This is a genomic window from Candidatus Zixiibacteriota bacterium (assembly GCA_036397555.1).
GTDB lineage: Bacteria > Zixibacteria > MSB-5A5 > WJJR01 > WJJR01 > DATKYL01.
Window position 1 is genome coordinate 141731 of record DASWIS010000001.1, and the last position, 25424, is coordinate 167154.

The 25424-nt window shown below is 61.2% G+C and carries 21 protein-coding genes; all 21 read left to right on the forward strand.

Annotation, left to right across the window (positions count from 1 at the left end):
- Window positions 1-115 precede the first annotated feature (115 nt).
- Complete coding sequence (locus tag VGB22_00655) at window positions 116-601, forward strand: hypothetical protein (protein HEX9749787.1); 486 nt, start codon at window positions 116-118, stop codon at window positions 599-601.
- Between the two features lie 226 nt (window positions 602-827).
- Window positions 828-1553 carry a type VI secretion system-associated FHA domain protein gene (locus tag VGB22_00660; protein ID HEX9749788.1) on the forward strand — a complete coding sequence of 242 codons (726 nt, stop codon included), beginning with the start codon at window positions 828-830 and terminating at the stop codon, window positions 1551-1553.
- A 41-nt stretch (window positions 1554-1594) separates the two neighbouring features.
- Window positions 1595-2104: a type VI secretion system lipoprotein TssJ gene (gene tssJ, locus VGB22_00665; GenBank protein HEX9749789.1), complete on the forward strand. Its 510-nt coding sequence runs from the start codon at window positions 1595-1597 to the stop codon at window positions 2102-2104.
- A gap of 36 nt (window positions 2105-2140) precedes the next feature.
- Window positions 2141-3496, forward strand: coding sequence for a type VI secretion system baseplate subunit TssK (gene tssK / locus VGB22_00670; GenBank protein ID HEX9749790.1), 1356 nt, complete (start codon window positions 2141-2143; stop codon window positions 3494-3496).
- Between the two features lie 50 nt (window positions 3497-3546).
- Window positions 3547-4224 carry a type IVB secretion system protein IcmH/DotU gene (gene icmH / locus VGB22_00675; GenBank protein HEX9749791.1) on the forward strand — a complete coding sequence of 226 codons (678 nt, stop codon included), beginning with the start codon at window positions 3547-3549 and terminating at the stop codon, window positions 4222-4224.
- 23 nt (window positions 4225-4247) lie between these two features.
- A complete protein-coding gene (gene tssM / locus VGB22_00680; GenBank protein ID HEX9749792.1) occupies window positions 4248-7643 on the forward strand; it encodes a type VI secretion system membrane subunit TssM in 3396 nt (1131 codons plus the stop codon).
- Window positions 7644-7669: 26 nt separating this feature from the next.
- Window positions 7670-8632 (forward strand): type VI secretion system-associated protein TagF, encoded by a 963-nt coding sequence (gene tagF, locus VGB22_00685; protein HEX9749793.1) that lies wholly within the window; start codon window positions 7670-7672, stop codon window positions 8630-8632.
- Window positions 8633-8651: 19 nt separating this feature from the next.
- Complete coding sequence (gene tssA, locus VGB22_00690; protein ID HEX9749794.1) at window positions 8652-10202, forward strand: type VI secretion system protein TssA; 1551 nt, start codon at window positions 8652-8654, stop codon at window positions 10200-10202.
- Window positions 10203-10298: 96 nt separating this feature from the next.
- The gene (tssB, locus tag VGB22_00695) at window positions 10299-10781 is read left to right on the forward strand and encodes a type VI secretion system contractile sheath small subunit (protein ID HEX9749795.1); all 483 of its coding nucleotides are present in this window, start codon (window positions 10299-10301) and stop codon (window positions 10779-10781) included.
- Window positions 10782-10823: 42 nt separating this feature from the next.
- Window positions 10824-12308: a type VI secretion system contractile sheath large subunit gene (tssC, locus tag VGB22_00700; protein ID HEX9749796.1), complete on the forward strand. Its 1485-nt coding sequence runs from the start codon at window positions 10824-10826 to the stop codon at window positions 12306-12308.
- A 64-nt stretch (window positions 12309-12372) separates the two neighbouring features.
- Window positions 12373-12858 (forward strand): Hcp family type VI secretion system effector, encoded by a 486-nt coding sequence (locus VGB22_00705; protein HEX9749797.1) that lies wholly within the window; start codon window positions 12373-12375, stop codon window positions 12856-12858.
- The gene (gene tssE / locus VGB22_00710) at window positions 12840-13394 is read left to right on the forward strand and encodes a type VI secretion system baseplate subunit TssE (GenBank protein HEX9749798.1); all 555 of its coding nucleotides are present in this window, start codon (window positions 12840-12842) and stop codon (window positions 13392-13394) included. Before VGB22_00705 ends, tssE begins: the two co-directional genes overlap by 19 nt.
- A 42-nt stretch (window positions 13395-13436) precedes the next feature.
- The gene (gene tssF / locus VGB22_00715) at window positions 13437-15185 is read left to right on the forward strand and encodes a type VI secretion system baseplate subunit TssF (GenBank protein HEX9749799.1); all 1749 of its coding nucleotides are present in this window, start codon (window positions 13437-13439) and stop codon (window positions 15183-15185) included.
- Window positions 15149-16156 carry a type VI secretion system baseplate subunit TssG gene (gene tssG / locus VGB22_00720; GenBank protein HEX9749800.1) on the forward strand — a complete coding sequence of 336 codons (1008 nt, stop codon included), beginning with the start codon at window positions 15149-15151 and terminating at the stop codon, window positions 16154-16156. The genes tssF and tssG overlap by 37 nt, the downstream gene beginning before the upstream one ends.
- 45 nt (window positions 16157-16201) lie before the next feature.
- On the forward strand, window positions 16202-18877 hold the full coding sequence (tssH, locus tag VGB22_00725) for a type VI secretion system ATPase TssH (GenBank protein ID HEX9749801.1): 2676 nt from the start codon (window positions 16202-16204) through the stop codon (window positions 18875-18877).
- A 28-nt stretch (window positions 18878-18905) separates the two neighbouring features.
- Window positions 18906-19478 (forward strand): hypothetical protein, encoded by a 573-nt coding sequence (locus VGB22_00730; protein ID HEX9749802.1) that lies wholly within the window; start codon window positions 18906-18908, stop codon window positions 19476-19478.
- A 21-nt stretch (window positions 19479-19499) separates the two neighbouring features.
- Complete coding sequence (gene tssI, locus VGB22_00735) at window positions 19500-21659, forward strand: type VI secretion system tip protein TssI/VgrG (protein HEX9749803.1); 2160 nt, start codon at window positions 19500-19502, stop codon at window positions 21657-21659.
- A gap of 11 nt (window positions 21660-21670) precedes the next feature.
- Window positions 21671-22111: a hypothetical protein gene (locus VGB22_00740; GenBank protein ID HEX9749804.1), complete on the forward strand. Its 441-nt coding sequence runs from the start codon at window positions 21671-21673 to the stop codon at window positions 22109-22111.
- A 60-nt stretch (window positions 22112-22171) separates the two neighbouring features.
- On the forward strand, window positions 22172-23248 hold the full coding sequence (locus tag VGB22_00745; GenBank protein HEX9749805.1) for a DUF2169 domain-containing protein: 1077 nt from the start codon (window positions 22172-22174) through the stop codon (window positions 23246-23248).
- Between the two features lie 4 nt (window positions 23249-23252).
- A complete protein-coding gene (locus VGB22_00750) occupies window positions 23253-24278 on the forward strand; it encodes a hypothetical protein (GenBank protein HEX9749806.1) in 1026 nt (341 codons plus the stop codon).
- Window positions 24278-25402 (forward strand): PAAR-like domain-containing protein, encoded by a 1125-nt coding sequence (locus VGB22_00755; protein HEX9749807.1) that lies wholly within the window; start codon window positions 24278-24280, stop codon window positions 25400-25402. The genes VGB22_00750 and VGB22_00755 overlap by 1 nt, the downstream gene beginning before the upstream one ends.
- Window positions 25403-25424: the final 22 nt, after the last annotated feature.

The following is a 25424-nucleotide window of genomic DNA, read 5'->3' on the forward strand; positions in this document are numbered from 1 at the left end:
TTACGCTGAGTCGCCCGGCCTCCTGGATCGGCGCAGATGGAGGTGACGGCGTCTGAGCCCCATCCAAGGGGTCGGGCGAGGATGCATCAGAGGAAGTCGCACGAAAGGAGACTTTATGAAACGCACCATCATTTCCTGCCTTGCCATGTTGATCGCAGTGGGCGCAACGCACGGGCGTGCCGGCGCGGTCGAAGGTTGGGGTCCGCGCGTGGGCATGACGGTCGACCCCGACCAGGTCCATGTCGGTGCGCACATGTCCCTTGGGTATGCGTTCGATCGCTTTCGACTGCAGCCCAACGTTGAACTCGGTGTCGGTGACGACATGACGATCATGAATGTCAATGGCGATTTGGCGTATCTGTTCAACGTGGACAACGACTCCTGGCGGCCGTTTCTCGGCGGCGGCGTGGGACTGTACGCCATCGACCGTCAGGATAGCCGGGGCCGGGACGGCGACAGCGATCTTGAGGCCGGTCTGCACATGATCGGAGGCATTGAGTACGCCCTCTCCGGCGGAAATCGATTTGCGGCCGAGGTGAAACTCGGGCTGGTCGATGAGCCGGATATGAAGTGGACGGCCGCCTGGACATTCGGCCGGTAACGTCACGGGGGGTGCAGGTCCCGCCGCGAAGCGCAGACACGGCGAGATGCGACATGCTCCGCCAGGCATTGTCGGCGCCGCCGTGTCGCCTTCGTTGGCGGGTGACGAGAGAAGCTGCGGTTTCTTCATCGTCATCCCCACTTGCCCGTTCTACGGCATTGCATTAGAATAACTTGGATCGACACACGCAACGGCTTGTGGCCACGGCGGGGTCGATCCAAGGTCCATGGACCAATCCGAGATTCAGCGGCTTCAAGAGGAAAACGCCAAGCTGCGCCGGCAGTTGGAACTGAGCCGGACGGCGTACGACTATCTGGTCCGATTGGCGCACCATTTCTCCGGCGATGAGGTGGCCTTTGAGTCGCCCGATCAGATCCGGGCGTTCTGCGAACGGATCAAACGAGCGGTCGAGTCCTTAGTCGACGGCATCAAGACGCTCATGGCCGGGCGCAAGCAGATGCAGCGCCAGTGGTCGTTGTATGCGTCGCAGCCACAGCAGGGCACGGCCTTTGTGCGCGTGGCAGAGCTCCGCGGCGATCTGGGGCGGTCGCTGTTGGACTGGCAGAACCCGGCTCTCGATGATCAGAACACGCGCCAACTGCAGAACTCCGTCAACGAGCTGAAACATCATCAATTGGCGCTGATGGCCGGATACGAGCGCTGTGTGCGCGAGGGGGCCTTGGCCGTACTGCGGGAGCTTGACCCCGACATTATAGAGGGACGCGACGCGCCGGCCGCTGGAGGGCCGGAATCCCATGGGTCGTTGAAACAACTCCTGCCTTGGCGGACGGCCGGTTTGTTCCGAACATTCCGTCGGCGTTACGCCGACTTGATTGCCGAAGACGCGCAGTGGTATCAATCGCGGTTTTTGCCGTTGTTTCGGCAGGGGTACAAGGAGTACATGTGGGCGGCGGTGGAGTCGGAATTATCCGGGGAGGGTCGACGGACATGAGGCGGAACGCTACGATTGCGCATCGATCACGAGGAATCCGAATGATCGGCCTGGCCGAAGTGGGGCTTGTTTCAGTTGCCTTGGTGATCGGTTCAGGGTGCGGCTGGATCTTCGGCAAGCAGCAAAAGCCGATGCGTGTCGAAGTCGTCTTTGTCGGCAGCGATTCGCTCAACTTCGACGGCACGAAGTTTCAGCCGGTGCAGGTCAAGGCCTACATTCTGACTCGAGAGCACCGGTTCCTGGCCGCCGATGTGCGTGCATTCTTCAACCCGGAATTCGATCCGGGCTTCATGAGCGAGTTCGAGAAGGACATGCTGGGTTCGGCCACCGCGATTGTCGCGCCGGGGGAAAAGTCGTTGCCGATGCTCATCGAGATTCCGTATGCCAAGCTGCACGATGTCAAGCCGATGATCGGCGTGATCGCCAACTTTGCACAGCCGCCGCGGGGTGAGCATCGTGAGCGCATGATCAAAGGCATTCCGAAGAAAAGCAAACAGATCGCCTGCTTTTCACTCGGAACCGACTGGGTGGAAGCGGGCAAGTGCCAATAGAACACCAATCACAGATCTGCGGATATTGCTGAACTGATGCCGCCCTACCATCAAATCCTCTGGAGTGAGGGGCTTTTCCTCACCCAGCACCATTTCCAACAGTTTGATTCGTACATTGCCGGCGAGCGCGCGTTTTTGCTGCGCGCGCTGGTGCCGTTTGCGTGGGGACTTTCGCATCTGGCAATTGATGAGACCGCTGTGGAGAATCGGACGCTGACGGTCGGAGAGGTCGAAGGCATTTGGCCCGACGGGACCGCGGTCCGCGCGCCCTCAGTCGACGATTTGCCGGGAGGACGACCTTTCGAGTCGCTCTTTGCACCAACCGCACGGGTGTTGCCGGTCTATCTGGGCTTGCCGCGACTGCGGCCCGGCACCGCGGGTGTGCAGATGGAGTCGGAGAAAACCCACGCGCCGACACGGTATGCGCGGGCCTTTGCACATGTTCCCGATGCGGTCACCGGCGAGCACGAGCGCGAGATTCCATATCTGAAAAAGAAGCTGGTGCTGCTCTTCGGCGGCGAGGATTTGGAAGGATACGATGTGTTGAAAATCGCCGAGGTGGAACGCAGCCCCGAGGGCAAAACACGACTGCGTCCATCCTATGTTCCGCCGCTCGTCTCGGTCCATTCGTCAAAGTATCTCACGACGGAACTGCGGGGCCTCTTGGAGACGGCATCGGCCAAATCCGAATCGCTGGCCGAGCAAGTCCGTCAGCGCACGCCGACGCTGACCGAATTCTCCACGTCCGACTTTCCGAACTTCTTAAAGTTGCACACCGTCAATGCCTATATTCCATTGCTGTCGCAGTGGCACACGCATCCACGCGCGCATCCGCTCGGCCTGTTTCAGTTGCTGGCGGCGTTCGCCGGGCACTTGTGCGGATTCAAAGTCGGTGAGCATCCACGCAATCTGCCCGCATATGATCACGACAACCTTGAAGGATCGTTCGCGCCCCTGGTTGTCAAGCTGCGCGAATTGCTGGAAGCGGTTGTTGAAGCGCGTTTTGTACGAATTCCGCTGGCGCAGCGCGACACGTCACGATTCGACGGACCCATCGAAGACGTATCGCTCTTTGAGCGCTCCGAATTCTATCTGGGCGTCGGCGCGGATTTGTCGGAAAGCAAGATTGCCTCGGAGTTTCCGCGTCACGCCAAGGTCATCTCCCCCGACAAAATGGAACGGCTCATCGGCGGAAATCTGCCGGGCGCCAATCTGATCTTCGTGCAACTGCCGCCGGCATCGGTGCCGCGCAAGGCGGGGATGGTGTACTTCCGCATCGATCCGCGCGGCGATCGCTGGGACTACATCAAGAAGGCGCGCCAGATCGCGATCTATGCCCCACCCGATGAATTCCCCGACTGGACTGTCGAATGTCTCGCGGTCGAGCGCTGAGTTGACCGGAGCATTGACGACTTCACCATCATGACCACGACCGTCATCATATGAGCACGACCGCACCGGGGGTCCTTCAACGCGCGTGCCGTCGCGCGTTTTCGCTGGTGCTCAACCTTCAGGACGGCGGCGATTTCGGCGACGCGGATGCACTTCGACGGCGTGTCACCGAAATGCTGGCATCGATGGAGAGCGACGCCAAGCAGGCCGGCGTCCTGGCAGAGGATGTTCTCTCGGCACGATTCGCGCTGACCGCATTTATCGACGAGACGATCAACCGTTCCGATTGGCCGGGCAAATCGACCTGGGCGAATCGTCCGCTTTCGCTGGAACACTTCAATACCAACCGCGCCGGCGAAGAATTTTTCGAACGGCTCGCGGCGATTCGTCAGCGCCCCGAGGCGCAAACCGATCTGCTGGAAGTCTATCACTGTTGTCTGGCGCTGGGATTCGAGGGACGATACGCACTGGCCGATCCGACTCACTTGCAGCAATTGGTCGAATCGACCATGCGCGAGTTGGAACGCATTCGCGGCACATCGGCCGTACTGGCCCCGCATGGCGATCCACCCGCGCAAAGCGTCGCACAACTGGGCGGCGAAGTGCCGTTGTGGGTTTACTCGGGCGCGCTGGCCGCGTTGGCTTTCATCGTGTTCGTAATCCTGCGGGTCTTGTCGACGTCGCAGGCGCAGGAGACCGCCGACCGGCTGATTCGCCTGTTGCAATAACCACGCTCAGCATCGTCATCGCCATGCTTGGCCTCATCCTCCCGTTTCTCAAGTCAAAGCTCGCGGCCGTGGGCGCGGTGCTGGTCATCGTCCTACTGATCGCCATCGGCGGACCGAGAATCCTGGGGTCGCGCTGGCGGCTATGGTGCTATCTCGCCGCCCTGCTCATCCTCCTCATTTTCATCATTCATCTGGCGTTCAAGGCTTGGCGGGCGCGCAAGAAGGCGCGCCTGCTTGAAGGGTTTATGCAACGGCAGGCCGACGATCAGATGATGTCGGCGCGGCCCGATGCCCGCGACGAGCTGGCCGCGATCAAGGAGAAACTCGACCGCGCCGTGACGGTTTTGAAGCAATCGCGTCTGGCCCGCGGACGGCGCGGCGCCGATGCGCTCTACCTGTTGCCGTGGTACATGATCATCGGTCCGTCGGCGGCCGGTAAATCGACCCTGTTGCGCAACAGCGGCCTGCATTTCCCGGCGGTCGATGTATCCGACGAGGCCAAAGTGCGCGGGCTGGGTGGCACACGCAACTGCGATTGGTGGCTGTCGACGCAGGGGATCGTGCTCGACACGGCCGGGCGATACAGTCTCACCGATGCCGCCGCCGACGACCGCGAAGAATGGTCGGGCTTTCTTTCCATGCTGAAGAAGGCGCGCGGCCGTGCACCGATCAACGGACTCATCCTCGCCGTGGCGCTCGACGAAGTGCTCAAGCGCGGCAATGATGATTTGGAGACGCTGGCCAAGACTCTGCGCAGCCGCGTCGATGAATTGATCGTCAAGCTCGAGATTCAGTTTCCCATTTACGTCGTCTTCACGAAGTGCGACCTGGTCTCGGGTTTCAGCGAATACTTCCACGACTTCGGACGCGAGCAGCGCGAACAGATTTGGGGGTTCACGCGCAAGTACGAGCCCGTGACCGAGTCGCTGCAGCAGCAGTTCCTGCGTGAGGCGGGATACCTAGCTGCCGTTCTCGATCACCGTCGCTTGCGACAAATGACGACGACCGTTCGCCCGATCCAGCGGCGCGGGGCGTATGTCATGCCGATCGAGTTCGCCAATGCCGCGCGCAAGCTGGCGCACTTCGTCGATGTGCTCTTCAGCCCCAACCCGTATCAGCAGAATCCGGTCGTGCGCGGCTTCTATTTTACGTCGGGCACGCAGGAAGGCGCGCCGATCGCACAGGTGATGGAGGCGATGCGCCGCGATTTCGGCCTCAGCGGCGGGATCGTGCCGCCGAGCGGCGCGGCGTCGGAGCCCAAACCGTACTTCATCAAGGATCTCTTCCAAAAGGTCATTCTTCCCGACGAGGCGAAGGTGCGTCCGCTGGGATCGGCGAGCCGTCGTCGGCGTTTCATCCGCTGGACGTGGATCGGGGCGCAGGCCGCCGCCGCCGGACTACTCGTGTTATCTTTGTTCGGATCCTACCTGGCCAATCGCCGCTTCAATTCCGAGTTGCGCCGCACCACCGAGCACATTGCCGCCGCGTTGCCTCCCGGCGACGGATTTTCGCTGTCGAATCTCGACACGCTGGATATGCTGCGCGAAGCCCTGGTGCGGGCGGAAGCAGGACCCGGCCTCCAGCGCGGACTCGGGTTGTATTCATCGCCGCCGGTCATTGCCGCTGCGCGTGATGTCTACTTCCGGAATCTGCAGCGGCTCTTGTTGCGTCCGCTCGATGTGCAGCTCAGGGCGCGATTACGTGGGGAGTTCGATTTGAACACCGAGGCGGGGATCAACAGCTACTTCGAGTCGGCGATGGCCTATAAGATGATTACGCAACATTACGACTCGGTCTCGCACAATGTTTTCGAACTGATCGCGCAGGCCGATTCGGTGTGGCGTTCGCAGATTCCCATCGACGACCAGGCCCACTTCGGCGCGCTGATTGCCGATCAACTCAATTACTACTGGTACCATCGTCCGGACACCACGCTGCGTTGGATGCGTGTCGCACCCGATCAGGCGCTGCTGGCCGACATCGAACGGGTTATGGCCGGTTTCTGGACCGTCGACCGGCTGTACCGGCGCATCATCAACGATGCCAACGGAACGCAGGGTCTGCTGACCATGCTCGATTTCGCTCCCGGGAGTGTTCGTCTGGCCGGGGCGCGGATCGGCGGCGCCTTCACCCGGGAGGGATGGAAGCTCGTTCTCGCCGATCGTATTCGCAACATGCCCGACGAGATCGCCGGCAACCCGGCGCTGCGGCAGACGCTGGGCCACTACGAGGACGACAAAATCCGCGAGGAGCTCACGCGTCGCTATGTCGATGAATTTCGCGGTGCGTGGCGAAAGTTCCTCGACTCGGTCATTGTGGTCAACTTCACCGATCTGACCGACGCCGCCTCCGGCCTCGATGAATTATCGCAGGACAATTCGCCGCTGTTATTGGTGCTGACGCGCGCCTGGAATGAGAGCCGGTTGGACATCGGCGGCGATTACAAGAGCAAGATCGATGAAGAGTTCGTACCGCTCGCGCGCTTCCTCGGCGAAGCGAAACTGCCGGAAGGATCCCCCATTCCACGGGCCAGCTACATTGCACTGTTGGCCGAGCTGCCCAAGACGCTTGAAGAGCAGCGCGATTTGTTGCAGCAGCAGGCCAAGTGCGCACTACGTCTGCGCGCCCTGAAGACCGCGCTGGATCAACGCGAGCGCACGATCGCGCGATTGATCGACGGTTCGGCGGTCGCACGGTCCGCGTCGACGCTGCTGGTGCGTCCGCTGGATGCCGCGCGACGCAGCGCCTATGGCGAGATGTGCTCCTGCCTCAACCGCGTCTGGAATGAGACGGTTGCCGACGAATTCGGTGCCGGGCTGGCGAGCGTCTATCCTTTCAATTCCACCAGCGAGGCCGAGGCATCGATGGCGCAGGTGGTATCGTTTTTTTCGACGGCGGGCATTTTTGCGTTCGAGGACGCCGAAGGTGCCCCGGCCCGTCAGGAGGGGATGTCGTTATCCGCCGATTACCAGCGGGCGCTGTCGGTCGCCGAAGACATCCGGCGCATGATCCAGGGCAGTAATCCGAGCGTCAACTTTACGTTGCGCGCGGCTTCGCAGGGTCTCTCCGGCATCCGCAAGCTGTCATTGGAATACGGCAGCACCCGTTGGGAATACGTTCCGGGCCCCGATGATCCGCGCGACTTCAAATGGCCGCAGGCGGGCGGGACCCATGTGTCGCTGAGCGTGGTGGCGGTCGACCAGACATTGTATGCGATGCCGCGCCAAGAGACGGGCGAGTGGGCGATGCTGCGGCTCTTCGACGACGCCAAGTTCAGCGGCAATACCGTGCGCTGGGCCTTTCCGACCCAGGGTGGACCGACGCTGAACGCGCAGTACACCATCAGCGGCTCGGGTGCGCAGTTTATCAGCAGCGGGCACTTCTCGCGCTTCCAGTGTCCGGCCCGCGTGTGTCCGTAACAACGCGTAATTCATCGATGCCGACGGTGTCTCCCAGCATCGGGTTGTTCGGCAAGCTGCCGTCACATCCCGACTTTATCCGCCACATGGCGGGCGGCGAGGCAGCGCGCCGGCTTGATTCATGGCACAGCGACGGTCTGGCACACTTGCGTCGGATTCATCGTGGCGACTGGGAATCGCGCTTCGATGCGGCCCCTCCGGTGCAATTTGTCGTGCAAGCCGAATCGCAGCATGCGCTGGTCGGCGTGTGCGCGCCGTCGCGTGATTCCACCGGGCGTCGGTATCCGATCTCGGTGTTCGCGACAATTCCGGTGGGACGCAGCAACGCACGCGGCGAATGGCTGCCGGTCCTTTGCGGTCAGTTCCTGAATTTGGTCCGTCGAGAACTGGGCGCGGCATTGCGGGCGGAGTCGGGCGCCGATTTGACACAGTTTGCGGATCGCATGGTGCCGTTCCTGGACAAAGCGATTCTCGCGGACAGTCGGTCGACTCCCGAGACGATCGCAAACGCCACCATGCAATCGTTTTGGACCGGCATCCTTGGCGACTTTGCGGATCGCCGCAAGTACGTCGTCATCAAAAACCTGTTCGGTGTGATGGTTCCGCTGCGCGGAGGCGACACGACCCGACTGAGCGCCGCGCTGAATCTCCCGACTGGAGGCGATCCGGATGAGGCGCACGTCGTCAGTGCGCTCTGGGCGCGTCTCTGCACCGCCGTTTCCGGCCATCCGCGGTTGCCGAATCTTTCCCTCTTTTGGCGCGAATCAATGGCGACACCGCAGCGCGGGGAGTGCTTTATTGCGTTGCGACCGCCGTCGGTTGGGCTGTGGTGCACCGTCATCGCCGGATCGCCGGCGAACGATTCATTCCTTGAGACCGACACACCGAATGACGAACCGCAGGCGGCGCGTTCGGTGTTGGGGGAGCGCCTGGCATCGGCGCTCGATGATCCGGATCTGAACATGCTGGCGTTTATCAAACGAATCTGAAACGCCGATTCACTGTGCGATGAGCGAGCTGGCTGACATCACAGGATTGGGCAAGACCCCGATCGCCGGAGAGAGTCCGGTCGGGGCATCGGTGCAGTTCGACGAGGACTATGAAAAGCTTCGCGCCGAGATGCAGAAGCTCGACTCGGTCACCGGCGAGACGGTCGAGTGGAGTTTGGTCGAGAATACCGGTGTCGATATCCTGCAAAACCGATCCAAGCATCTCTTAGTCGGCATCTACCTCTCGCTGGCGCTCTTTGAACGCCACGACTATGCCGGTCTGGCTGCCGGATTTTCGATCCTGCGCGATCTGGTCACGACTTTCTGGGACACGATGGAGCCGCCGCTCAAACGCAAACGCGGCCGGATCGAGGGGTTCGTATGGCTGTGCGAACGGCTCGGCACGTCGATGCCCGACCGCAAGCCCACGGCCAGCGAGATGGAGGCAATGAAAACCTGCAAGGCCGTCCTGGGAGAACTTGGCGCTGCGCTCAATGAGAAGCTCGCCGATGATGCCCCGGGGCTGGCCGACTTGGAACGGCTGGTCAACGCGCACATCAAGGACCTTGAGGCGGCGGTCAAAGCCGCCGAAACCCGCAAGGCCCAGGCAGAGAAAGTCGCCTCGGGAGATGTTGACGATACCTCGTCCCCCGATGACGCGCGCAAAGTCTACCAGAACATTCGCACGAAGATCGCCAAGATTTGCCAGATTATCCGTCGCGCCGCCCCGCAAGACCCGATCGCATACCGGTTGTTGCGCGCCTCAACCTGGGGGCCGCTGCAGACTTCGCCGCCGGATACCAGTGGGGTCACGCAGATCCCCGCCCCCGGCCCTGAGATTCGGGCGCGTCTCGATACCCAAGAAGCCAAGGCAGAGTGGGGGCCGATGCTGGAGACAATCGAAACGGCATATGATAACTCCCCGCTCTGGCTGGACTTGCAGCACTATCTTCTGAAAGCGTTCGATGAGCTGGGTGAGCAATACGACCTTGCCGCCGAGGCGGTGCGAGCCGAAATCGTCTCATTATTACGCCGCCTTCCCGACCTGACTGTCTTGGAGTTTGCCGGCGGAGTGCCCTTCGCCGACCCGCAGACTCGCAAGTACTTAGATAAGATGGTCAAGGAGATGTCCGCTCCCCAGGGGGGTGGTCCGGGCGCCATTACCGGCGCCCCGCCCGGACTAGAGGAGGCGGTCGAAGAGGCGCGGCGTCTGGCCGGCAAAGGCAAATTGACTGAGGCGGTGGGGCGCATGCAGGCGGGAATCTCTTCCACCGGTGAGCATCGGGCGCGGTTTCTCTGGCGGCTTGAATTGGCGCGACTTTGCCTCGACTCAGGTCGTGTGATCCTCGCGGCGCCCCTGTTGGAAGAACTGGAAACCCTCATTGATCGGCATAATCTCGAGGCATGGGAGCCAGATCTTTGCAAGACGGTCTATACGGCCTTGCTGTCGGCGCGCCGACTTTTGCTGAAAGACACGCGGAAGGCGACGCCCGAGCTGATTCAGAAGACCAATTTGCTTCAGGACCGTTTGTCACGCCTGGACCCAACGGCTTTATTATCGATGGAATAAGTCGTGCATCGGCGACCGTTAACCTTTAATATAAAGAGCGACTTTTGGCCGTTTGATCAGTCGAACCGCAGGACCACACTGACGAGGTGATGGCGTATGGCGCAGGAAGGATCGGTCGCCCCGAAGGAACGAGTTAACATCGTCTACAAGCCGGCAACCGGGGTCGACGAAGAACGCGAGCTTCCCTTAAAACTCTTGATGCTGGGCGATTACACCCAACGTCCCGATGACACCCCATTAGAGGAGCGCAAAGTCATCAACGTTGACAAGGACAACTTCAACGATGTGATGAAGGCGCAGAATCTCGCTGTTCAGGCAAACGTCAAGAATGTCTTGGCCGAAGAAGAAGGCGCTGAGATGCCGGTCAACCTGAAGTTCGAGAATGTCAAAGACTTCGGGCCGGAAGCGGTCGCCCAGCAGGTCCCCGAGCTTAAACGGCTCCTGGAGTTGCGCAATGCGCTCCTGGCGCTAAAGGGACCCCTGGGCAATGTCCCGGGATTCCGCAAGAAGATCATGGACATCATGTCCGACGATGCCGCGCGCGACAAGCTGATGAAGGAGTTGGGCATCGGGGGCTGAGACCGCCGAAACTGAATCGAGTCGAAACAGGAGAAAGCACAGATGGCGGAAGAACAACGGCAACAGCCAGAGGGCTCGTCCGGCGCGGCGGCGGGTGGATCGCTCGTCGAGGAAATCCTGCTGGAGACCAAGCTGAAGCCCTCCGACGAGGGGTTCAGCGCGGCGCGCGAGGGAATGCGCGAGTTGATCGGGCTTTTGTCGCAGCCCGATCGCAAGGGCGAGCGTGTCCAGCAGAAGATCGTCGATGAAATGATCGCCGAGATCGACCAGAAGATGAGCCGTCAACTCGATCAGATCCTCCACAACCCATCCTATCAGAAGATGGAATCGGCCTGGCGGGGGCTGAAATTGGTGGTCGACCGCACCGATTTCCGCGAAAACACCAAAATCGAGTACCTCAATGTCTCCAAGGAAGATTTGCTCAACGATTTTGAGGATTCGCCGGAAATTCCCAAGTCGGGTCTGTACAAGCTGGTCTATTCCCGCGAATACGGACAATTCGGCGGGTCCCCGGTCGGAGCAATGGTGGCCAACTACGATTTCGGTCCCGGCTCGCAGGACATTGCCCTGTTGCAATACTGCGCGTCGGTCAGCGCCATGTCGCATGCGCCATTCATTGCCGCGGCGGGGCCGCAATTCTTCGGCGAGGACACCTGGCTGAAGTTCCCGAATCTCAAAGACCTCAAGTCGATCATGGAGGGACCGCGGTACACGAAATGGCGCGGGTTTCGCGAGTCGGAAGACTCACGCTACGTCGGTCTGACCGCGCCGCGTTTCCTGCTGCGGTTGCCCTATAACAAGAAGGACAACCCGGTTAAGTCCTTCGACTACAATGAAACGGTCACCGACAACCACGAAAGCTATCTGTGGGGCAACACGGCCTTTGCCCTCGCGACCCGTTTGACCGACAGCTTTGCGAAATGGCGCTGGTGTCCGAACATCATCGGCCCCAAGGGAGGCGGCTCCGTCGAAAACCTCCCGATCCACACCTTCGAGTCGATGGGCGAAGTGCAGGCGAAGATTCCCACCGAGATCCTCATCACCGAGCGGCGCGAGTTCGAACTGGCTGAAGAGGGTTTCATGGGCCTGACGATGCGCAAAGACTCCGATAATGCCTGCTTCTTCTCGGCCAACTCGGCGCAAAAGCCGAAGTTTTTCGGTACCTCCAAAGAAGGCAAAGACGCCGAGTTGAACTACAAGCTCGGAACCCAGCTACCCTATATCTTCATCGTTTCGCGTCTGGCGCACTATCTGAAGGTCCTGCAGCGCGAGAACCTCGGCAGTTGGAAGGAACGCGCCGATTTGGAGCGCGAACTCAATGATTGGATCCGTCAGTACGTTGTGGACATGGACAATCCCAAACCCGGTGTCCGCAGCCGCAAGCCGTTGCGCAAGGCGCAGGTGACCGTCGAGGACGTCGAGGGCAATCCGGGGTGGTACAAAGTCGACTTGAAGGTACGACCGCATTTCAAATACATGGGTTCGGATATCACATTGTCGCTGGTCGGAAAGCTGGATCAGAAGTAAGACGCTGGCGGGGGGCGCCGACGCCAAGTGAGCACACCAGCAATCCCGTAGGAGGGTTTACGTCATGCCAATGCCATTTTACATGACGCTGGAGGGTGAGGCGCAGGGTGCGATCGAGGGTTCGTGCGACCAGAGCGGGCGCGAGGGGACCATCCTCTGCCAGGCGCTGCAACACGACATCACGATCCCCCGCGATCCGCAGACCGGACAGCCGTCGGGTCTGCGCGTCCACAACCCGCTCGTCGTCACCAAAGTGTTCGACAAGGCCTCGCCGAAGCTGTACCAGGCGCTGACCTCCGGTGAGCGCATGAAGGATGTCACGCTCAAGTGGTACCGCATCGACAAGGCCGGCATCGAGGAGCACTACTTCACGGTCAAGCTTGAAGATGCGATCGTCGTCTCGATGAGACCCTGGGTGCCCAACTGCCTCGATCCCCAGTATGAATCGCTGGGCCACATGGAAGACGTGTCCTTCACGTACCGTAAGATCATCTGGACCTGGGAGCCGGATGGCATCGAATCCGAAGACGATTGGCGTCAACGCAAATAGCGCTGGTGCCCTCGGATTCATTCGACATTGACGCGGTCCATCGGCGGCTCCGGACAGCATCCGGGGCCGCCGTTTTCATTGGCGTGACGATTCTCTTTGCTGACGGCAGGCGCATGAACATCAACGAACGGACATTGCTGGAACGGCTCTCCGACCCCAATCCGGAAGGGGATCGACGGCTCCAGGTCGATGTCAGCCGGCTGAAACGATCGGTTCTCTTGCATCTGTCGCGCATGCTCAATTGCCGTCATGGGCATGCGCCGGCGCAGCCCGATTACGGGATTCCCGACCTCAACGAATTCATGTACGCCTTTCCCGATTCGATCACGCCGATGCGGCAGGCGATCCAGGCCTCCATCGAGAAGTATGAGCCGCGCCTGAAGAATGTGCGCGTCATCTGGTCGCCCGATGAGGATGACCCGCTCAATGTGCGCTTCGAGATCACCGCGCGTCTGATCACGGAGAAAGACGATCTTCCGGTGGCCTTCTCGACCAAAGCGAGCGGGGGCTCCGGGCTGGCGGTGGAGGAGAGTTAGCAGTCGCGTCTGTTGTCCCGACGTCCAGTTCATTCACTGAATATGTTCAACAAATACTACCAGGACGAACTCTCCTACCTGCGCGCCATGGGACGCGAATTTGCCGGGGCCCATCCGCAACTGGCACCGATGCTCGCCGAAGCCGGGACTGACCCGGATGTCGAACGGCTGTTGGAGGGGTTCGCGTTTCTCACCGGACGCATCCGTCAGCGGCTCGACAGCGAACTGCCGGAGCTGACCCATGCGCTGGTCGATCTTTTGTGGCCGCACTATCTGCGTCCGGTGCCGGCGATGTCGATTCTACAATTCGAGGCGGCCGCGACGCTGCAGGAGACACAGATCATCAAGCGCGGCACATCGATTGAATCGGCGCCGGTCGAGGGGACGCGCTGCCGTTTTCGCACGACTGCCGACGTGCGGCTGTATCCATTTCGCATCAGTGACGTTAAGCTCGATGTCCCGTTGTCAAAGGCGGCGTCGCTCACCGTCACGTTCGCCGTCGGCGAGCAGGTCAACATGTCGGGACTGGATTTGGGTCCGCTGCGCTTGTTTCTGCACGGTGACGCGCAACCGGTCGGACTTCTGTACTTGTGGCTGTGTCGTCATGTTCAGTCGGTCACCCTGCAATCGGGATCACAAAGTGCCTCGCTGCCGGTGTCAGCCGTTGTCCCCGCCGGGTTCGATGACGCCGAAGCGTTGTTGCCGTATCCGTCGGAATCGTTTGCGGCGTATCGACTGCTGCAGGAGTTCTTCGCGCTGCCGGAGCGGTATCACTTTATCGACATCGTCGACTTGCGTCCGCTGGCGCAGATGGAGTCCGTCCGGGATTTCTCCTTCGTCGTCACCTTCGATGAGAATCCCCCCGGTGAACTGCGCATCGGCCGCGACATGATCCGCGCCGGTTGCACGCCGATCGTCAATCTTCAGGGCATGCGCTCGGCGCCGGTGACGGTCGATCACGAACGCACCGAATACCGTTTGCGCGCCGATGCCTCCGACCCCGACCACTTCGAAGTCTTTTCAGTCGACAAGGTGCTGGGATGGACCAAGGGGACACTGAAAGAACGTGAATACAAACGCTTCTTCTCGTTTTCGCATGTTCCGGGTACCGAGGGCGCCGATGGCGACCCGTATTACAACGTGCGCCTGCGTCCAGCATCGGTAGGCGCCGGTACTGACGTCTATTTGTCGTTTGTTGCCGAGTCGGAGTCCGGTGTCATGCCGCCGACTGAGACGGTCGCCGCCGATCTCACCTGCACCAATAGAAATCTGCCCGCGAAGCTGCATCCCGGCGAGATCAACGTGCCCACTTCGCAGTCGCCGGCGTTCGCCACATTCAACAACATCACGCGCGTCACGCCATCGGTTGCACCGCCGTTGGAGGGACGTCTCCTGTGGCATTTGGTCGCACACCAATCGCTGAACTACCTGTCGTTGGCCGATGTCAATTCGCTGCGTGCGATGCTGGGGATGTACAACTTCCCGGCGCTCTCCGACCGTCAGGCGGCCCGCACCGGACGACAGCGGTTGGAGGGCATCACCAGGGTCAAGGCCGCGCCTGATGACATGATCCGCCATGGGGCGGCCCATCGCGGCATCGCGGTCGATCTGGAAATGGACGAGGAGAGCTTTGCCGGTGAAGGGGACATGTATTTGTTCGCGTCGGTATTGAATCGATTTTTTGGCCAATATGCCACGATCAATGCGTTCACGCGGCTGTCAGTGCGCGGGACGCGCCAGGGAGCGATCTACCAATGGCCGGCGATGCTGGGATCCCGACCACTTCTGTAGCCGAAGCGCTGCGGGTTCGCGCCCCGCACTTCGCCTTCATGCAGGCGATGTGGCTGCTGCGGCGCGCGTATGGTGATGCGCCGGAGCCGGGGTTTCAGGGGCCGCCCTCGGAGGAGTTTGTCCGTTTACGACCGAGCGCGTCGTTGGCGTTTCCTCCGGGCGAGATCGAAGACTTCACGGATGATTCCCCGACACCGCCGGCGCGGCGTCTGACGTCGACGTTCCTGGGACTGTATGGCGCCCACTCGCCGTTGCCGAATTTCTACTCGGAACTGGTGCTGCAACGAATCGCTGACGACGACAACCACGCGTTGCGCGCCTTTCTCGATATTTTCAATCACCGTCTCCTGTCGTTGTTGTATCGCGGGTTGCTGAAGTATCGCGGGCATCTTCTGTTCGAACGCCACGCCCGCGATGAATGCTCGTGGCGGCTGTTTGCTCTCTCCGGGTTCGATCAGCCCGAGGCACGTCCCCAAACGGGTGTGCCCGCGCCGATGCTATTGCGATTTGCGGGGTTGTGGAGCCAGTCGCCGCGTTCGGCGTCGGCGGTCGGCGCTATTCTCCGGACGCTGCTGCATCCGCTGCCGGTCCGAATCGCGCAATGCGTGCCGCGCTGGGTTTACCTGCGCGATGACCAACGCACGCGGTTGGGAGCCCATGCCTGCCGTCTCGGCGACGATTGCACGATCGGCGCGCGCGTGCCCGATTGCACGGGAAAGTTTCGTATCCAGGTCGGCCCGGTGAATCTTGAAACCTACCGCCGCTTTCTGCCCGGGCAACAGTTGCTCGATACAGTGCGCCGGCTGGCGGGATTGGCCGCCTCGGATGCATTGGCCCATGATGTCGAGATAACGCTGGATCGCGGCGACACCGCGCATTTGGGTGTCCGCCTGGGGCAGGAGGGCGCGCTGGGCTGGACCGCAGGATTCTTTGAGCGCTCGACAACCGAGGTGGCAATCACCTTTTCTTAAAGAGTACATTGCAGGCGGGGATGTATCCCCGATAGGACACACCTCATGGCGAAACTGGAATTGCGGCCGTTGCTGGGCAAGCTCAATGCGTACGCAAGCGGGGCGGTCGAGGCGGCGGCGGGGCTGTGCGTGGCGCGGGCCCACTACGAGGTGACCGTCGATCACATCATGCTGAAGCTGCTGGACAATCCGCAGGCCGATGTCCAGCAGATACTCCGGCACTTCGAGATCGATCCCTCGCGCGTGATCGGCGCGTTTCAACACAATGTCGAAGGGCTGCGCGCGGGCAACACCGGCAAGCCGGTCTTTTCGCCGTTGTTGTCCGGCTGGCTGCAGCAGGCATGGCTGGCCGGATCGGTCAACCTCGGTCACGGTGTGCTGCGCTCCGGTACGCTGCTCTTGGCGCTCATGGACAATCGCGCGCAATACCTCGTCGGCGGCGAAGTGCTCGAATTGGATGCCGTCGACTCCGAAGTTCTGCTCAAGCAGTTCGACGACATCACGGCCGTATCGATGGAGACGCAGCAGGTCCGCGCAGCGGCCGCATCCGGCGTAGCGGAGGCGGGCAAGGGGACGCCCGGCGGCGACACGGCACTGGGACGATTCTGCATCGACTTTACCGCGCGCGCCAGACAGGGTGGGATCGATCCGGTCTTTGGACGTGACACTGAGATTCGTCAGATGGTCGATATCCTCGCCCGGCGTCGGAAGAACAATCCGATCGTTGTCGGCGAGCCCGGTGTCGGCAAAACCGCGGTTGTCGAGGGGTTGGCGCTGCGCATCGCCGAAGACGATGTGCCCGATCTGCTCAAAGGCGTGTCGCTGTTGGGGCTCGACCTCGGGCTCTTGCAGGCGGGAGCCGGTGTCAAAGGCGAGTTCGAAAACCGTCTCAAGCAGGTCATTCACGAAGTCAAGTCATCGGGCGTCCCGATCATTCTGTTCATCGACGAGGCACACACAATGATCGGCGCCGGCGGTGCGGCCGGTGGATCGGACGCCGCCAATCTGCTCAAACCGGCTCTGGCACGCGGCGAGTTGCGCACGATCGCGGCCACCACGTGGTCGGAATACAAGAAGTACTTCGAGAAAGACCCGGCGCTGGCACGGCGTTTCCAACTGGTCAAGCTCGATGAACCGTCGGTTTCCGATACCGTTGTCATGCTGCGCGGACTGCGCGAGCGTTATGAGAAGGCGCACAACGTGCACATCCCCGATGACGCGCTGGTCTCGGCGGCCGAGCTGTCGGGACGGTACATTTCCGGACGGCTGCTCCCCGACAAGGCGGTCGATCTGATCGACACGGCCGCGGCGCGCGTGAAGATCGGCATCTCCTCGCGTCCGAATGCGCTGGAGGACTTGACCAGGCAGATTCAAATGCTCACGCGGGAACTCAACGCACACCGACGCGATCTGATCGGGCGCGGCGACGATGACGATGTGCGCATCAAAGACCTGAACGCCGCGATCGCGGACAAACAGTCGGCATCGGTGTCACTGGAGAAACAGTGGCAGACCGAAAAGGAAGCCGTCGACCAGTATCTCGCGATACGTCAGCGGCTGATGGGGGGCAATGGCGACGGCCAGGAGACCAATCCTGTCAAAGACCCGGCGGTTTCCATACCGGGCGATCCCAAACAACTCAAGGCGGCGAAGGCCAAGCTCGAATCGACACAAGGTTCCTCGCCGCTCATACCATTGGAAGTCACGCCCGAGGTGATCGGCAAGGTCGTGGCTGACTGGACCGGCATTCCGGTCGGCAAGATGGTCAAAGATCAAGCCGAGGCGATCCTGACATTCGAGGAGCGACTCAAGGAACGCATCAAGGGACAGGACTTCGCGGTCTCCGCGGTCGCGCATGGTATCCGCGCATCGAAAGCCGGTGTGCAGGATCCCGGCAAACCGATCGGCGTGTTCTTGTTTGTCGGTCCCTCCGGAGTCGGCAAGACTGAGACCGCGCTCGGCGTCGCCGATCTGCTCTTCGGCGGCGAGCGCTTCATGGCGACGATCAACATGTCGGAGTTTCAGGAAAAGCACACCGTGTCACGCTTGATCGGATCACCGCCGGGGTATGTCGGCTACGGCGAGGGCGGCGTACTGACCGAGGCGGTGCGACAGCGGCCGTACTCCGTCGTTCTGCTGGACGAAGTGGAGAAGGCCGACCCGGAGGTCATGAATCTCTTCTACCAGGTGTTTGACAAGGGAATGCTCTCCGACGGTGAGGGGCGCGAGATCGACTTCAAGAATACGGTCATGTTCATGACCTCCAATCTGGCGACCGATGAAATCATGGCCTTGGGCATGGCCGACCAACCGCCGACGCATGAAGCCGTTGTGTCGGCGATCCGGCCCATTCTCAATCGCCATTTCAAGCCGGCGCTCGTCGGGCGGATGACCATCGTTCCGTTTTTCCCGCTGAAATCCGACGCGATCGGACGGATCGTCCGTCTCAAGCTCGAACGCGTGGCCAAACGTCTGAACGAGAGCCACAAGATGGCGCTGTCCTACGACGATGCCGTTGTCGATCAAATCACCGCGCGCTGCACCGAGGTGGAGACCGGCGCGCGCAATATCGACAACATCCTGTCCGGCTCGCTGTTGCCGCGCATCTCGACGGAAATCCTGCAGCGCATGACCGCAGGGCCGTTGCCGGAACGGCTGACGTTGGGCATCGACGCTGTGTCGGAGTTTACTTTGGTGTTTGGTGACGGCAACGCAGCATAACTGCGGCGTGGCGCGTTGATATACCTGTATGGCACGCATGACCTACGATATCTTCAGCGGCACTCTCGAAGCGCATTCGTCGTCGGGGGGACCGTCGGTCATCACCGAAGCGCGATCCGGCGCATCACGCTGGTGGTTTGACTCGGAGATCAAGCAGCACGGCTCTCATGGATCGCTGCGGCACGTCCATGGCGGGCCAATCCCGCCGGGACGCTGGGAGATTCTCGCGCCGGGGACACCGCATCCCGACGGCGGGACACTGCGCCCCCACTGGATCCCGTTGCGCCCGTTGTTTCAAACCGCTCGAACACACCTGTACATCCATCCGTCCGGCGCGCAGGACAACCTGAACACCGAAGGGTGCATCGTTGTCCGGGGCTCGATCATCTCCGGCAACATCAGTGGTACATATCGGCTCATCTATGACATGGTCGTCGCCGACCGTGGCGGCGAACTCACGGTGGAGCGCGGCGACACATGCCGTTACCAACTCGCGCGCGGCGACGATGTCATTGTCCGCGCGAGCGCTCCGACCATTGCCGCCTCCGAAGCGCATGCCGGCGCCGTGGCGCCGCGGACGGCACGCACGATGATTGTCTGAGTCGGGTGTTGATGGGATTTGATGATGGTACTTGATGTCGCCTCCGAATCGATCCTGACGTTCACAGTCGACGGGTTCGACGGCGAACTGCGGGTCCTGCAGTTGTCCGGACGCGAGGCGATGTCGGAATTGTTCCACTTCGGCGTCGATCTGGCCTGCCAGGATTCCGAGATCGATTTGGACGGCATCGTCGGTCAGGCCGCCCAGCTCCAAATCCATTACCTCGACGGTGCGCGGGAACTCAACGGCATCATCAGCCGATTCGAGCAGGGGCATGTCGGCGAGACCTTCACCGCCTACTACGCCGAATTGGTGCCGAGCGTCTGGCTGCTGACCCAGCGATACGACAGCCGCATTTTTCAGGAACAATCCGTCCCCGACATCATTCAAGCGGTGCTCAAAAACTCCGGGGCAACTTCGCGGTTCGCGTTGAAGGGCAGCCATGCGCCGCGCGAGTATTGCGTGCAGTACCGCGAGACCGATTGGAACTTCATCATGCGGCTGATGGAAGAAGTCGGCATCTTCTGTCAGTGGGAGCATCGGGACGGCAAGGACATCCTGGTGATCGCCGACGCGCCCGGTGTGCACGTACCGATTGACGGTACGCCCGACGTTCTCTTCCGTGAGCCGACCGGTTTGGTCGAGGCCGAGGAGTTTATCTACCAGTTTCGCTCCGCGCAACAGATTCGGCCCGGGAAGATTACGCACACCGATTACAATTTCAAAACGCCGGCGCTCGACATGTTCAAAGATCAATCGGCCCGCCGAAATCCCGAGCTGGAAGTCTACGACTACCCGGGATTGTATCCCGATCAGGGGACCGGCGGGACACTGGCGCGCGCGCGATTGGAGGCATTGCAATCGCCGCGGTTGAGCGCTGTCGGCGAGAGCACCTGCCGACGAATGATCCCCGGATTTAAGTTCACGATGCAGGAGCACCGGCGCGAATCATTCAACCAGGAGTATCTCCTCACGTCCGTACGGCACACCGCCAGCCAGCCGTTGGGTCAGGACGAGACCGGCGGGCGTTTTCATTATAGCAATTCGTTTGTCGCGATTCCGGCGTCGGTGCCGTATCGCCCGCCCCGCGTGACACCCAAGCCGGTGGTCGAGGGAACGCAGACCGCCGTTGTCACCGGCCCGGCGGGCGAGGAGATTTACACCGACGAGTACGGACGAATCAAAGTCCAATTCCACTGGGACCGCGAAGGAAAGAAGGACGACAAGTCATCTTGCTGGATCCGCGTTGCGCATCCGTGGGCGGGCCCCTCATGGGGCTCAATGTTTATCCCGCGCGTCGGATTCGAGGTCGCCGTGCAGTTTCTCGAAGGCGACCCCGACCGGCCGCTCGTCATCGGCTCGGTCTACAATGCGCAAAACATGCCGCCCTATCCGCTTGATGCGCAGAAAAACAAAAGCACGATCAAATCCAACAGCACCAAGGGCGGCGGCGGATCAAATGAACTCCGATTTGACGACACCAAGGGTTCTGAGGAAGTCTATCAACACGCGCAAAAAGACCTCACCATCCGTACCGAAAACGACAAGAATCAGAGCACCGGCCACGACGAGACGCTGAAGATCGGCAACGACCGCAGCAAGGATGTCGGCAACAACGAGACGACGAAGATCGGCAAAGACCGCACCGAAGAAGTCGGTGCCAACGAGACGATTAAGATCGGCACGGATCGCACCGAAGAGGTCGGCGCCAACGAAAAAATCAAGATCGGCGCCGACCGCACCGAAGAAGTGGCCGCCAACGAAACGATCAAGATCGGCGCCGACCGCACCGAGGACGTCGCTGGCAACGAGACGATCAAAATCGGGGGCAACGAGAGCATCACGGTCGGCGGATCGATGACGTTGAGTGTCGGCAGCGGCGGCACGATCAAGGTCGCCAAGGATGTGTCGACCTCGGTTGGCGCCGACTCCAGCACGTCGGTGGGCAAGGCGATGTCGACCGACGTCGGCAAGACCTACGACCTTTCCGCAGGCGATTCGATGACCATCAGCTCCAACAAGGACATCACGCTCAGTTGCGGCAAGGCGACCATCAATATGAAAAAAGACGGCACCATCACCATCAACGGCAAGGACGTCACCATGCAGGGGTCCGGGAAAATCACGGTGAAGGCGTCGAAGGATGTCATCGTCAAAGGCAAAAAGATTTTGGAGAATTAGGAGCGACACATATGGAGACGCCAACCTGGGAACAACTGACAACGGCCGGAGCGGACGTGCGATTGGCGCGCATCGCCGCGATTACCGACGACGGCACCGTGCGGGTTGCCCTCTCCGATGATTGCATTGTGTCGGCGGATCGCCTGGAGAGCGTATCAATCGAATCAGTCCGCCGGGCGCACGCCGACCAGCGCCGCGTCATGGTCTTTCTCGATCGACAGGACGAAACCCAGCCGGTCATCCTCGGAGTCGTCGCCGACCCGTTCTCAACGCAGGCGATTGTCGATGGCGAGAACTTCGAGATTCGCGGCGATCAACAGGTGACCCTGCGATGCGGCAAGGCGAGCATCACGCTGACGAGGGCCGGGAAGATCATGGTGCGCGGGACGTACCTCTCCTCGCGTTCGTCGGGCGTTAATCGCGTCAAGGGCGCGTCGGTCCAGATCAACTGACGACGCACCGATTCCCACGATTGACGAGACACTGATGTCCCGTCGCGCTGCCATCCATCCATGCAACTGATCAATGCCACGCGCATGGCCGCCGGGTTCACGCTCGGACGCGACAGTTCCGGACGGGAGTCGGTCGTTGTCGTTGCCAAGGGGACATTCACGCTTCCATCCGACGGCGACAGGTCTCGTCTCCTCCCGATTCAGGAGCCGTTGGTCACGGCGGATGTCTTCTCCGGCGAGCCGGGGTTTTCCGCACCGATTTACGAGAGCGATTTTGCACCGCTCAAGTTGCGCTGCGATGTTCTGCTCAACGGCAGCGCCCACGCGCCCGGCGGCAAGCCGGCCCAGCGTGTCGATGTCGCATTGCGTGTCGCCACGATCACCAAGTCGTTTGAAGTCGTCGGCCCGCGCACCTGGCGGCAGGGGCTGGTGGGGTTTGCCGCATCGGAGGCGGAGTTTTTGACGGTCCTGCCGATTTCCTACGACAACGCGTTCGGCGGCGTCGACCAGAGCGATCCCGACAAGCCGCGATTTTATCCGTCCAATCACGCTGGCGTCGGTTACCACCACAATACATCGCTCGATTCTGTTGTCGGCCAGCCATTGCCGAACACCCAGGAGCCGGAGAACCCGGTCACCAATCCGCGCGGCGTCTATCGACCCATGGCATTCGGCGCGATCGGACGCAGTTGGGATCCGCGCCCGCAATATGCGGGGACCTACGATCAGCGCTGGATCGACGATGTATTCCCGTTTCTGCCGAAGGATTTCCGCAACGAGTACTTTCAGTGCGCCCCTCCCGATCAGCAATGCGACTACCTGCGCGGCGGTGAGGCGGTCGCGCTGGTCAATCTGACGCCGCTCGGCCGCTGTTCATTCCAGTTGCCGACTGTCGTTTTACCGGTCGAATTCACCGATATCGACTCCAACCGCACGCGCGTCGATGCCGTCTGCGACACGCTGATCATCGAGCCCGATCAGTCCCGTTTCATGATGGTCTGGCGCGCGTCGCTGTCGCTGAAACGCGACATCATGGCCATGCGGCAGGCGATCGTCGGTACGCCGCCGCCCGGCTGGAAGCGGGCGCGCGATACCGGGAAAGTCTACTACCCCTCATTGGCGGCGCTCGGAGAGTAAATCGATGAAACCGGCGGTGCTGGCGACGGGAATGGTGACGGCGATCGGGCTGGATGCACCGTCATCGTGCGCGGCGATCCGTAGCGGAATCACCGGCCACACCGAGACGCGGTTTCTGTATGACGGCGACTTCATCGTCGGCTGTCCCGTACCGTGGGCGGAGCCGGTGCGCGGTGTCGAACGGCTCCGCCAGATGACCGTCTCTTCGATCAGAGAATGTGCGGATGGTTTCGCCCGGTTGGATCCAAAGAAAACAGCTCTGTTGATCTGCCTTGCCGAAGCCGACCGTCCCGGACGATTCGACGGATTGGATGCGACTTTTGCAGACTCCGTTCACGCCGCACTGGGCTGGCCGCGCCATCCCGACTCCGCCGTGATCAACGACGGTCGTGTCGGGGGTGTGCGTGCTCTCGAACGCGCCCGCGCGCTGGTGGCGTCACGACGCGCCACGCATTGCATCGTCGCGGGCGCCGACACGATGCTGGCTGCCGACACACTGACAGCGGCCAGTGCGGCGCATCGATTGCAGACGGTGGAAAACTCCGATGGCTTCATACCCGGTGAAGCAGCGGCCGCGGTTCTGATCGGCATTCCCGCGGATAAGACCTGTCACCTCGAGTGCCGGGGCGTCGGCTACGGCGAGGAACGCGCCACCCGCGACTCGGGCGAACCGTTGCGTGGCGAAGGCATGGTCGCCGCCTTGCGGGCCGCCCTGGCCGATTCGTCGGTCGCATTGAATTCGCTCGACTACCGCATCACCGATTTGTCGGGTACGCAGTATGGGTTTAAGGAAGCGACCTTGGCATTGGACCGGCTGCTGCGTGATCGCAAAGAGGAATTCGACTTGTGGCATCCGGCCGAATGCATCGGGGAAGTCGGCGCGGCATTTATCCCGTGCGCGCTCGGAGTTGCGCTGACGGCCGCGCGTAAGGGGTACGCACCGGGACCGGGGCTGCTGTGCCACTGCGCCGCCGATGGTCCGGGACGGGCCGCGGTTGTCCTGTACCGCACCGACAGGGAGCCGCGTTGATGTCGAACAAGGTATTCGCCAACACTCGCGAAATTTCCTGCAAAGCGGCGGCGGGCAAGTCGATCTGCAGCTTCCCCGATGTCTGCCTCAGCCCGCCCTCGCCCCCGGCGGGACCGGTTCCGATTCCGTATCCCAATACGGCATTCGCCAGTGATGCGACCAGCGGCTCCAAAAACGTGAAGATCTCCGGCAAGGAGATCATGCTCAAGAACAAGTCGTACTTCAAGAAAAGCACCGGCGATGAGGCGGCGACCAAGTCATTGGGTATGGGAGTGGTCACGCATCAGATTCAGGGCAAAGTCTACTTCGTCAGTTGGTCGATGGACGTCAAAGTCGAGGGACAGAATGCCTGCCGCCACCTCGACATGACCACGCACAACCACATGTCGCCGACGCCGAACACCGGCCCGTGGCCGTACGCCGACACGCAGGCGATCGCCAACATCAGCGAGTGCGATGGCGATGCCGGCGAAGCCAAGACAAAGTGCGCCGGTCAGAAGGGACCACCGAAGTGCACGGAGGCGTGTCGAAAGGCACAAAAATGTGTTCTCGTAAAGAAGTCGGACGATAAGAAGGCCTGTTGCGAGCATGAAACGACCGGACACCACTTGGTCGAGGTCCATTGCTTCTCGCCGACCGGCGAGCGCGGCGGTTCGCTCGAAGATTTGGAGTCATACAACCAGAACGCCGCGCCGTGTGTGTGTGCGTCACAGTCGCGTGCCGACGGATCGCATGGAGTCCTGCACGCCGTGCAGGGTCAACTGGAAGGCGCGCACAACAGCAAACCGGGTGAGCCGAACTGCGAGTGGGAAGATGCCGGCGGAAAGATCAAAGGAAAGAAGAAGCGCGCCAACGCGGTCTCCAAGTGGACATACTCCGAGGCCCGTGACGCTGGCGCCAAGGCGCACAAAATCGCCTTTCCTCACTGCAACGAGGACTGCATCAAGAAGCAGTTGGATGCCTATCACAAAGACGAGTGCGGCCTCGACGATGACACGCCCTTGCGGAGCGATCCCGGCGCACCGAATCGTTCTGCCGGAACACTGAGCAAGAAACAGCAACAGCAGGTTGACGATGCGGTCGATGCCATCCGCGGCGTTGGAAACTCGTCCTCCAGCGTATGACCGATGCCGACACGTCCGTTGA

Excerpts from the sequence above, each read along its gene's own strand:
- VGB22_00655 (HEX9749787.1), top strand. The coding sequence starts at position 116 with ATGAAACGCACCATCATTTCCTGCCTTGCCATGTTGATCGCAGTGGGC.
- VGB22_00660 (HEX9749788.1), top strand. The coding sequence starts at position 828 with ATGGACCAATCCGAGATTCAGCGGCTTCAAGAGGAAAACGCCAAGCTG.
- tssJ (HEX9749789.1), top strand. The coding sequence starts at position 1,595 with ATGATCGGCCTGGCCGAAGTGGGGCTTGTTTCAGTTGCCTTGGTGATC.
- tssK (HEX9749790.1), top strand. The coding sequence starts at position 2,141 with ATGCCGCCCTACCATCAAATCCTCTGGAGTGAGGGGCTTTTCCTCACC.
- icmH (HEX9749791.1), top strand. The coding sequence starts at position 3,547 with ATGAGCACGACCGCACCGGGGGTCCTTCAACGCGCGTGCCGTCGCGCG.
- tssM (HEX9749792.1), top strand. The coding sequence starts at position 4,248 with ATGCTTGGCCTCATCCTCCCGTTTCTCAAGTCAAAGCTCGCGGCCGTG.
- tssA (HEX9749794.1), top strand. The coding sequence starts at position 8,652 with ATGAGCGAGCTGGCTGACATCACAGGATTGGGCAAGACCCCGATCGCC.
- tssB (HEX9749795.1), top strand. The coding sequence starts at position 10,299 with ATGGCGCAGGAAGGATCGGTCGCCCCGAAGGAACGAGTTAACATCGTC.
- tssC (HEX9749796.1), top strand. The coding sequence starts at position 10,824 with ATGGCGGAAGAACAACGGCAACAGCCAGAGGGCTCGTCCGGCGCGGCG.
- VGB22_00705 (HEX9749797.1), top strand. The coding sequence starts at position 12,373 with ATGCCAATGCCATTTTACATGACGCTGGAGGGTGAGGCGCAGGGTGCG.
- tssF (HEX9749799.1), top strand. The coding sequence starts at position 13,437 with ATGTTCAACAAATACTACCAGGACGAACTCTCCTACCTGCGCGCCATG.
- tssG (HEX9749800.1), top strand. The coding sequence starts at position 15,149 with ATGGCCGGCGATGCTGGGATCCCGACCACTTCTGTAGCCGAAGCGCTG.
- tssH (HEX9749801.1), top strand. The coding sequence starts at position 16,202 with ATGGCGAAACTGGAATTGCGGCCGTTGCTGGGCAAGCTCAATGCGTAC.
- VGB22_00730 (HEX9749802.1), top strand. The coding sequence starts at position 18,906 with ATGGCACGCATGACCTACGATATCTTCAGCGGCACTCTCGAAGCGCAT.
- tssI (HEX9749803.1), top strand. The coding sequence starts at position 19,500 with ATGATGGTACTTGATGTCGCCTCCGAATCGATCCTGACGTTCACAGTC.
- VGB22_00740 (HEX9749804.1), top strand. The coding sequence starts at position 21,671 with ATGGAGACGCCAACCTGGGAACAACTGACAACGGCCGGAGCGGACGTG.
- VGB22_00745 (HEX9749805.1), top strand. The coding sequence starts at position 22,172 with ATGCAACTGATCAATGCCACGCGCATGGCCGCCGGGTTCACGCTCGGA.
- VGB22_00750 (HEX9749806.1), top strand. The coding sequence starts at position 23,253 with ATGAAACCGGCGGTGCTGGCGACGGGAATGGTGACGGCGATCGGGCTG.
- VGB22_00755 (HEX9749807.1), top strand. The coding sequence starts at position 24,278 with ATGTCGAACAAGGTATTCGCCAACACTCGCGAAATTTCCTGCAAAGCG.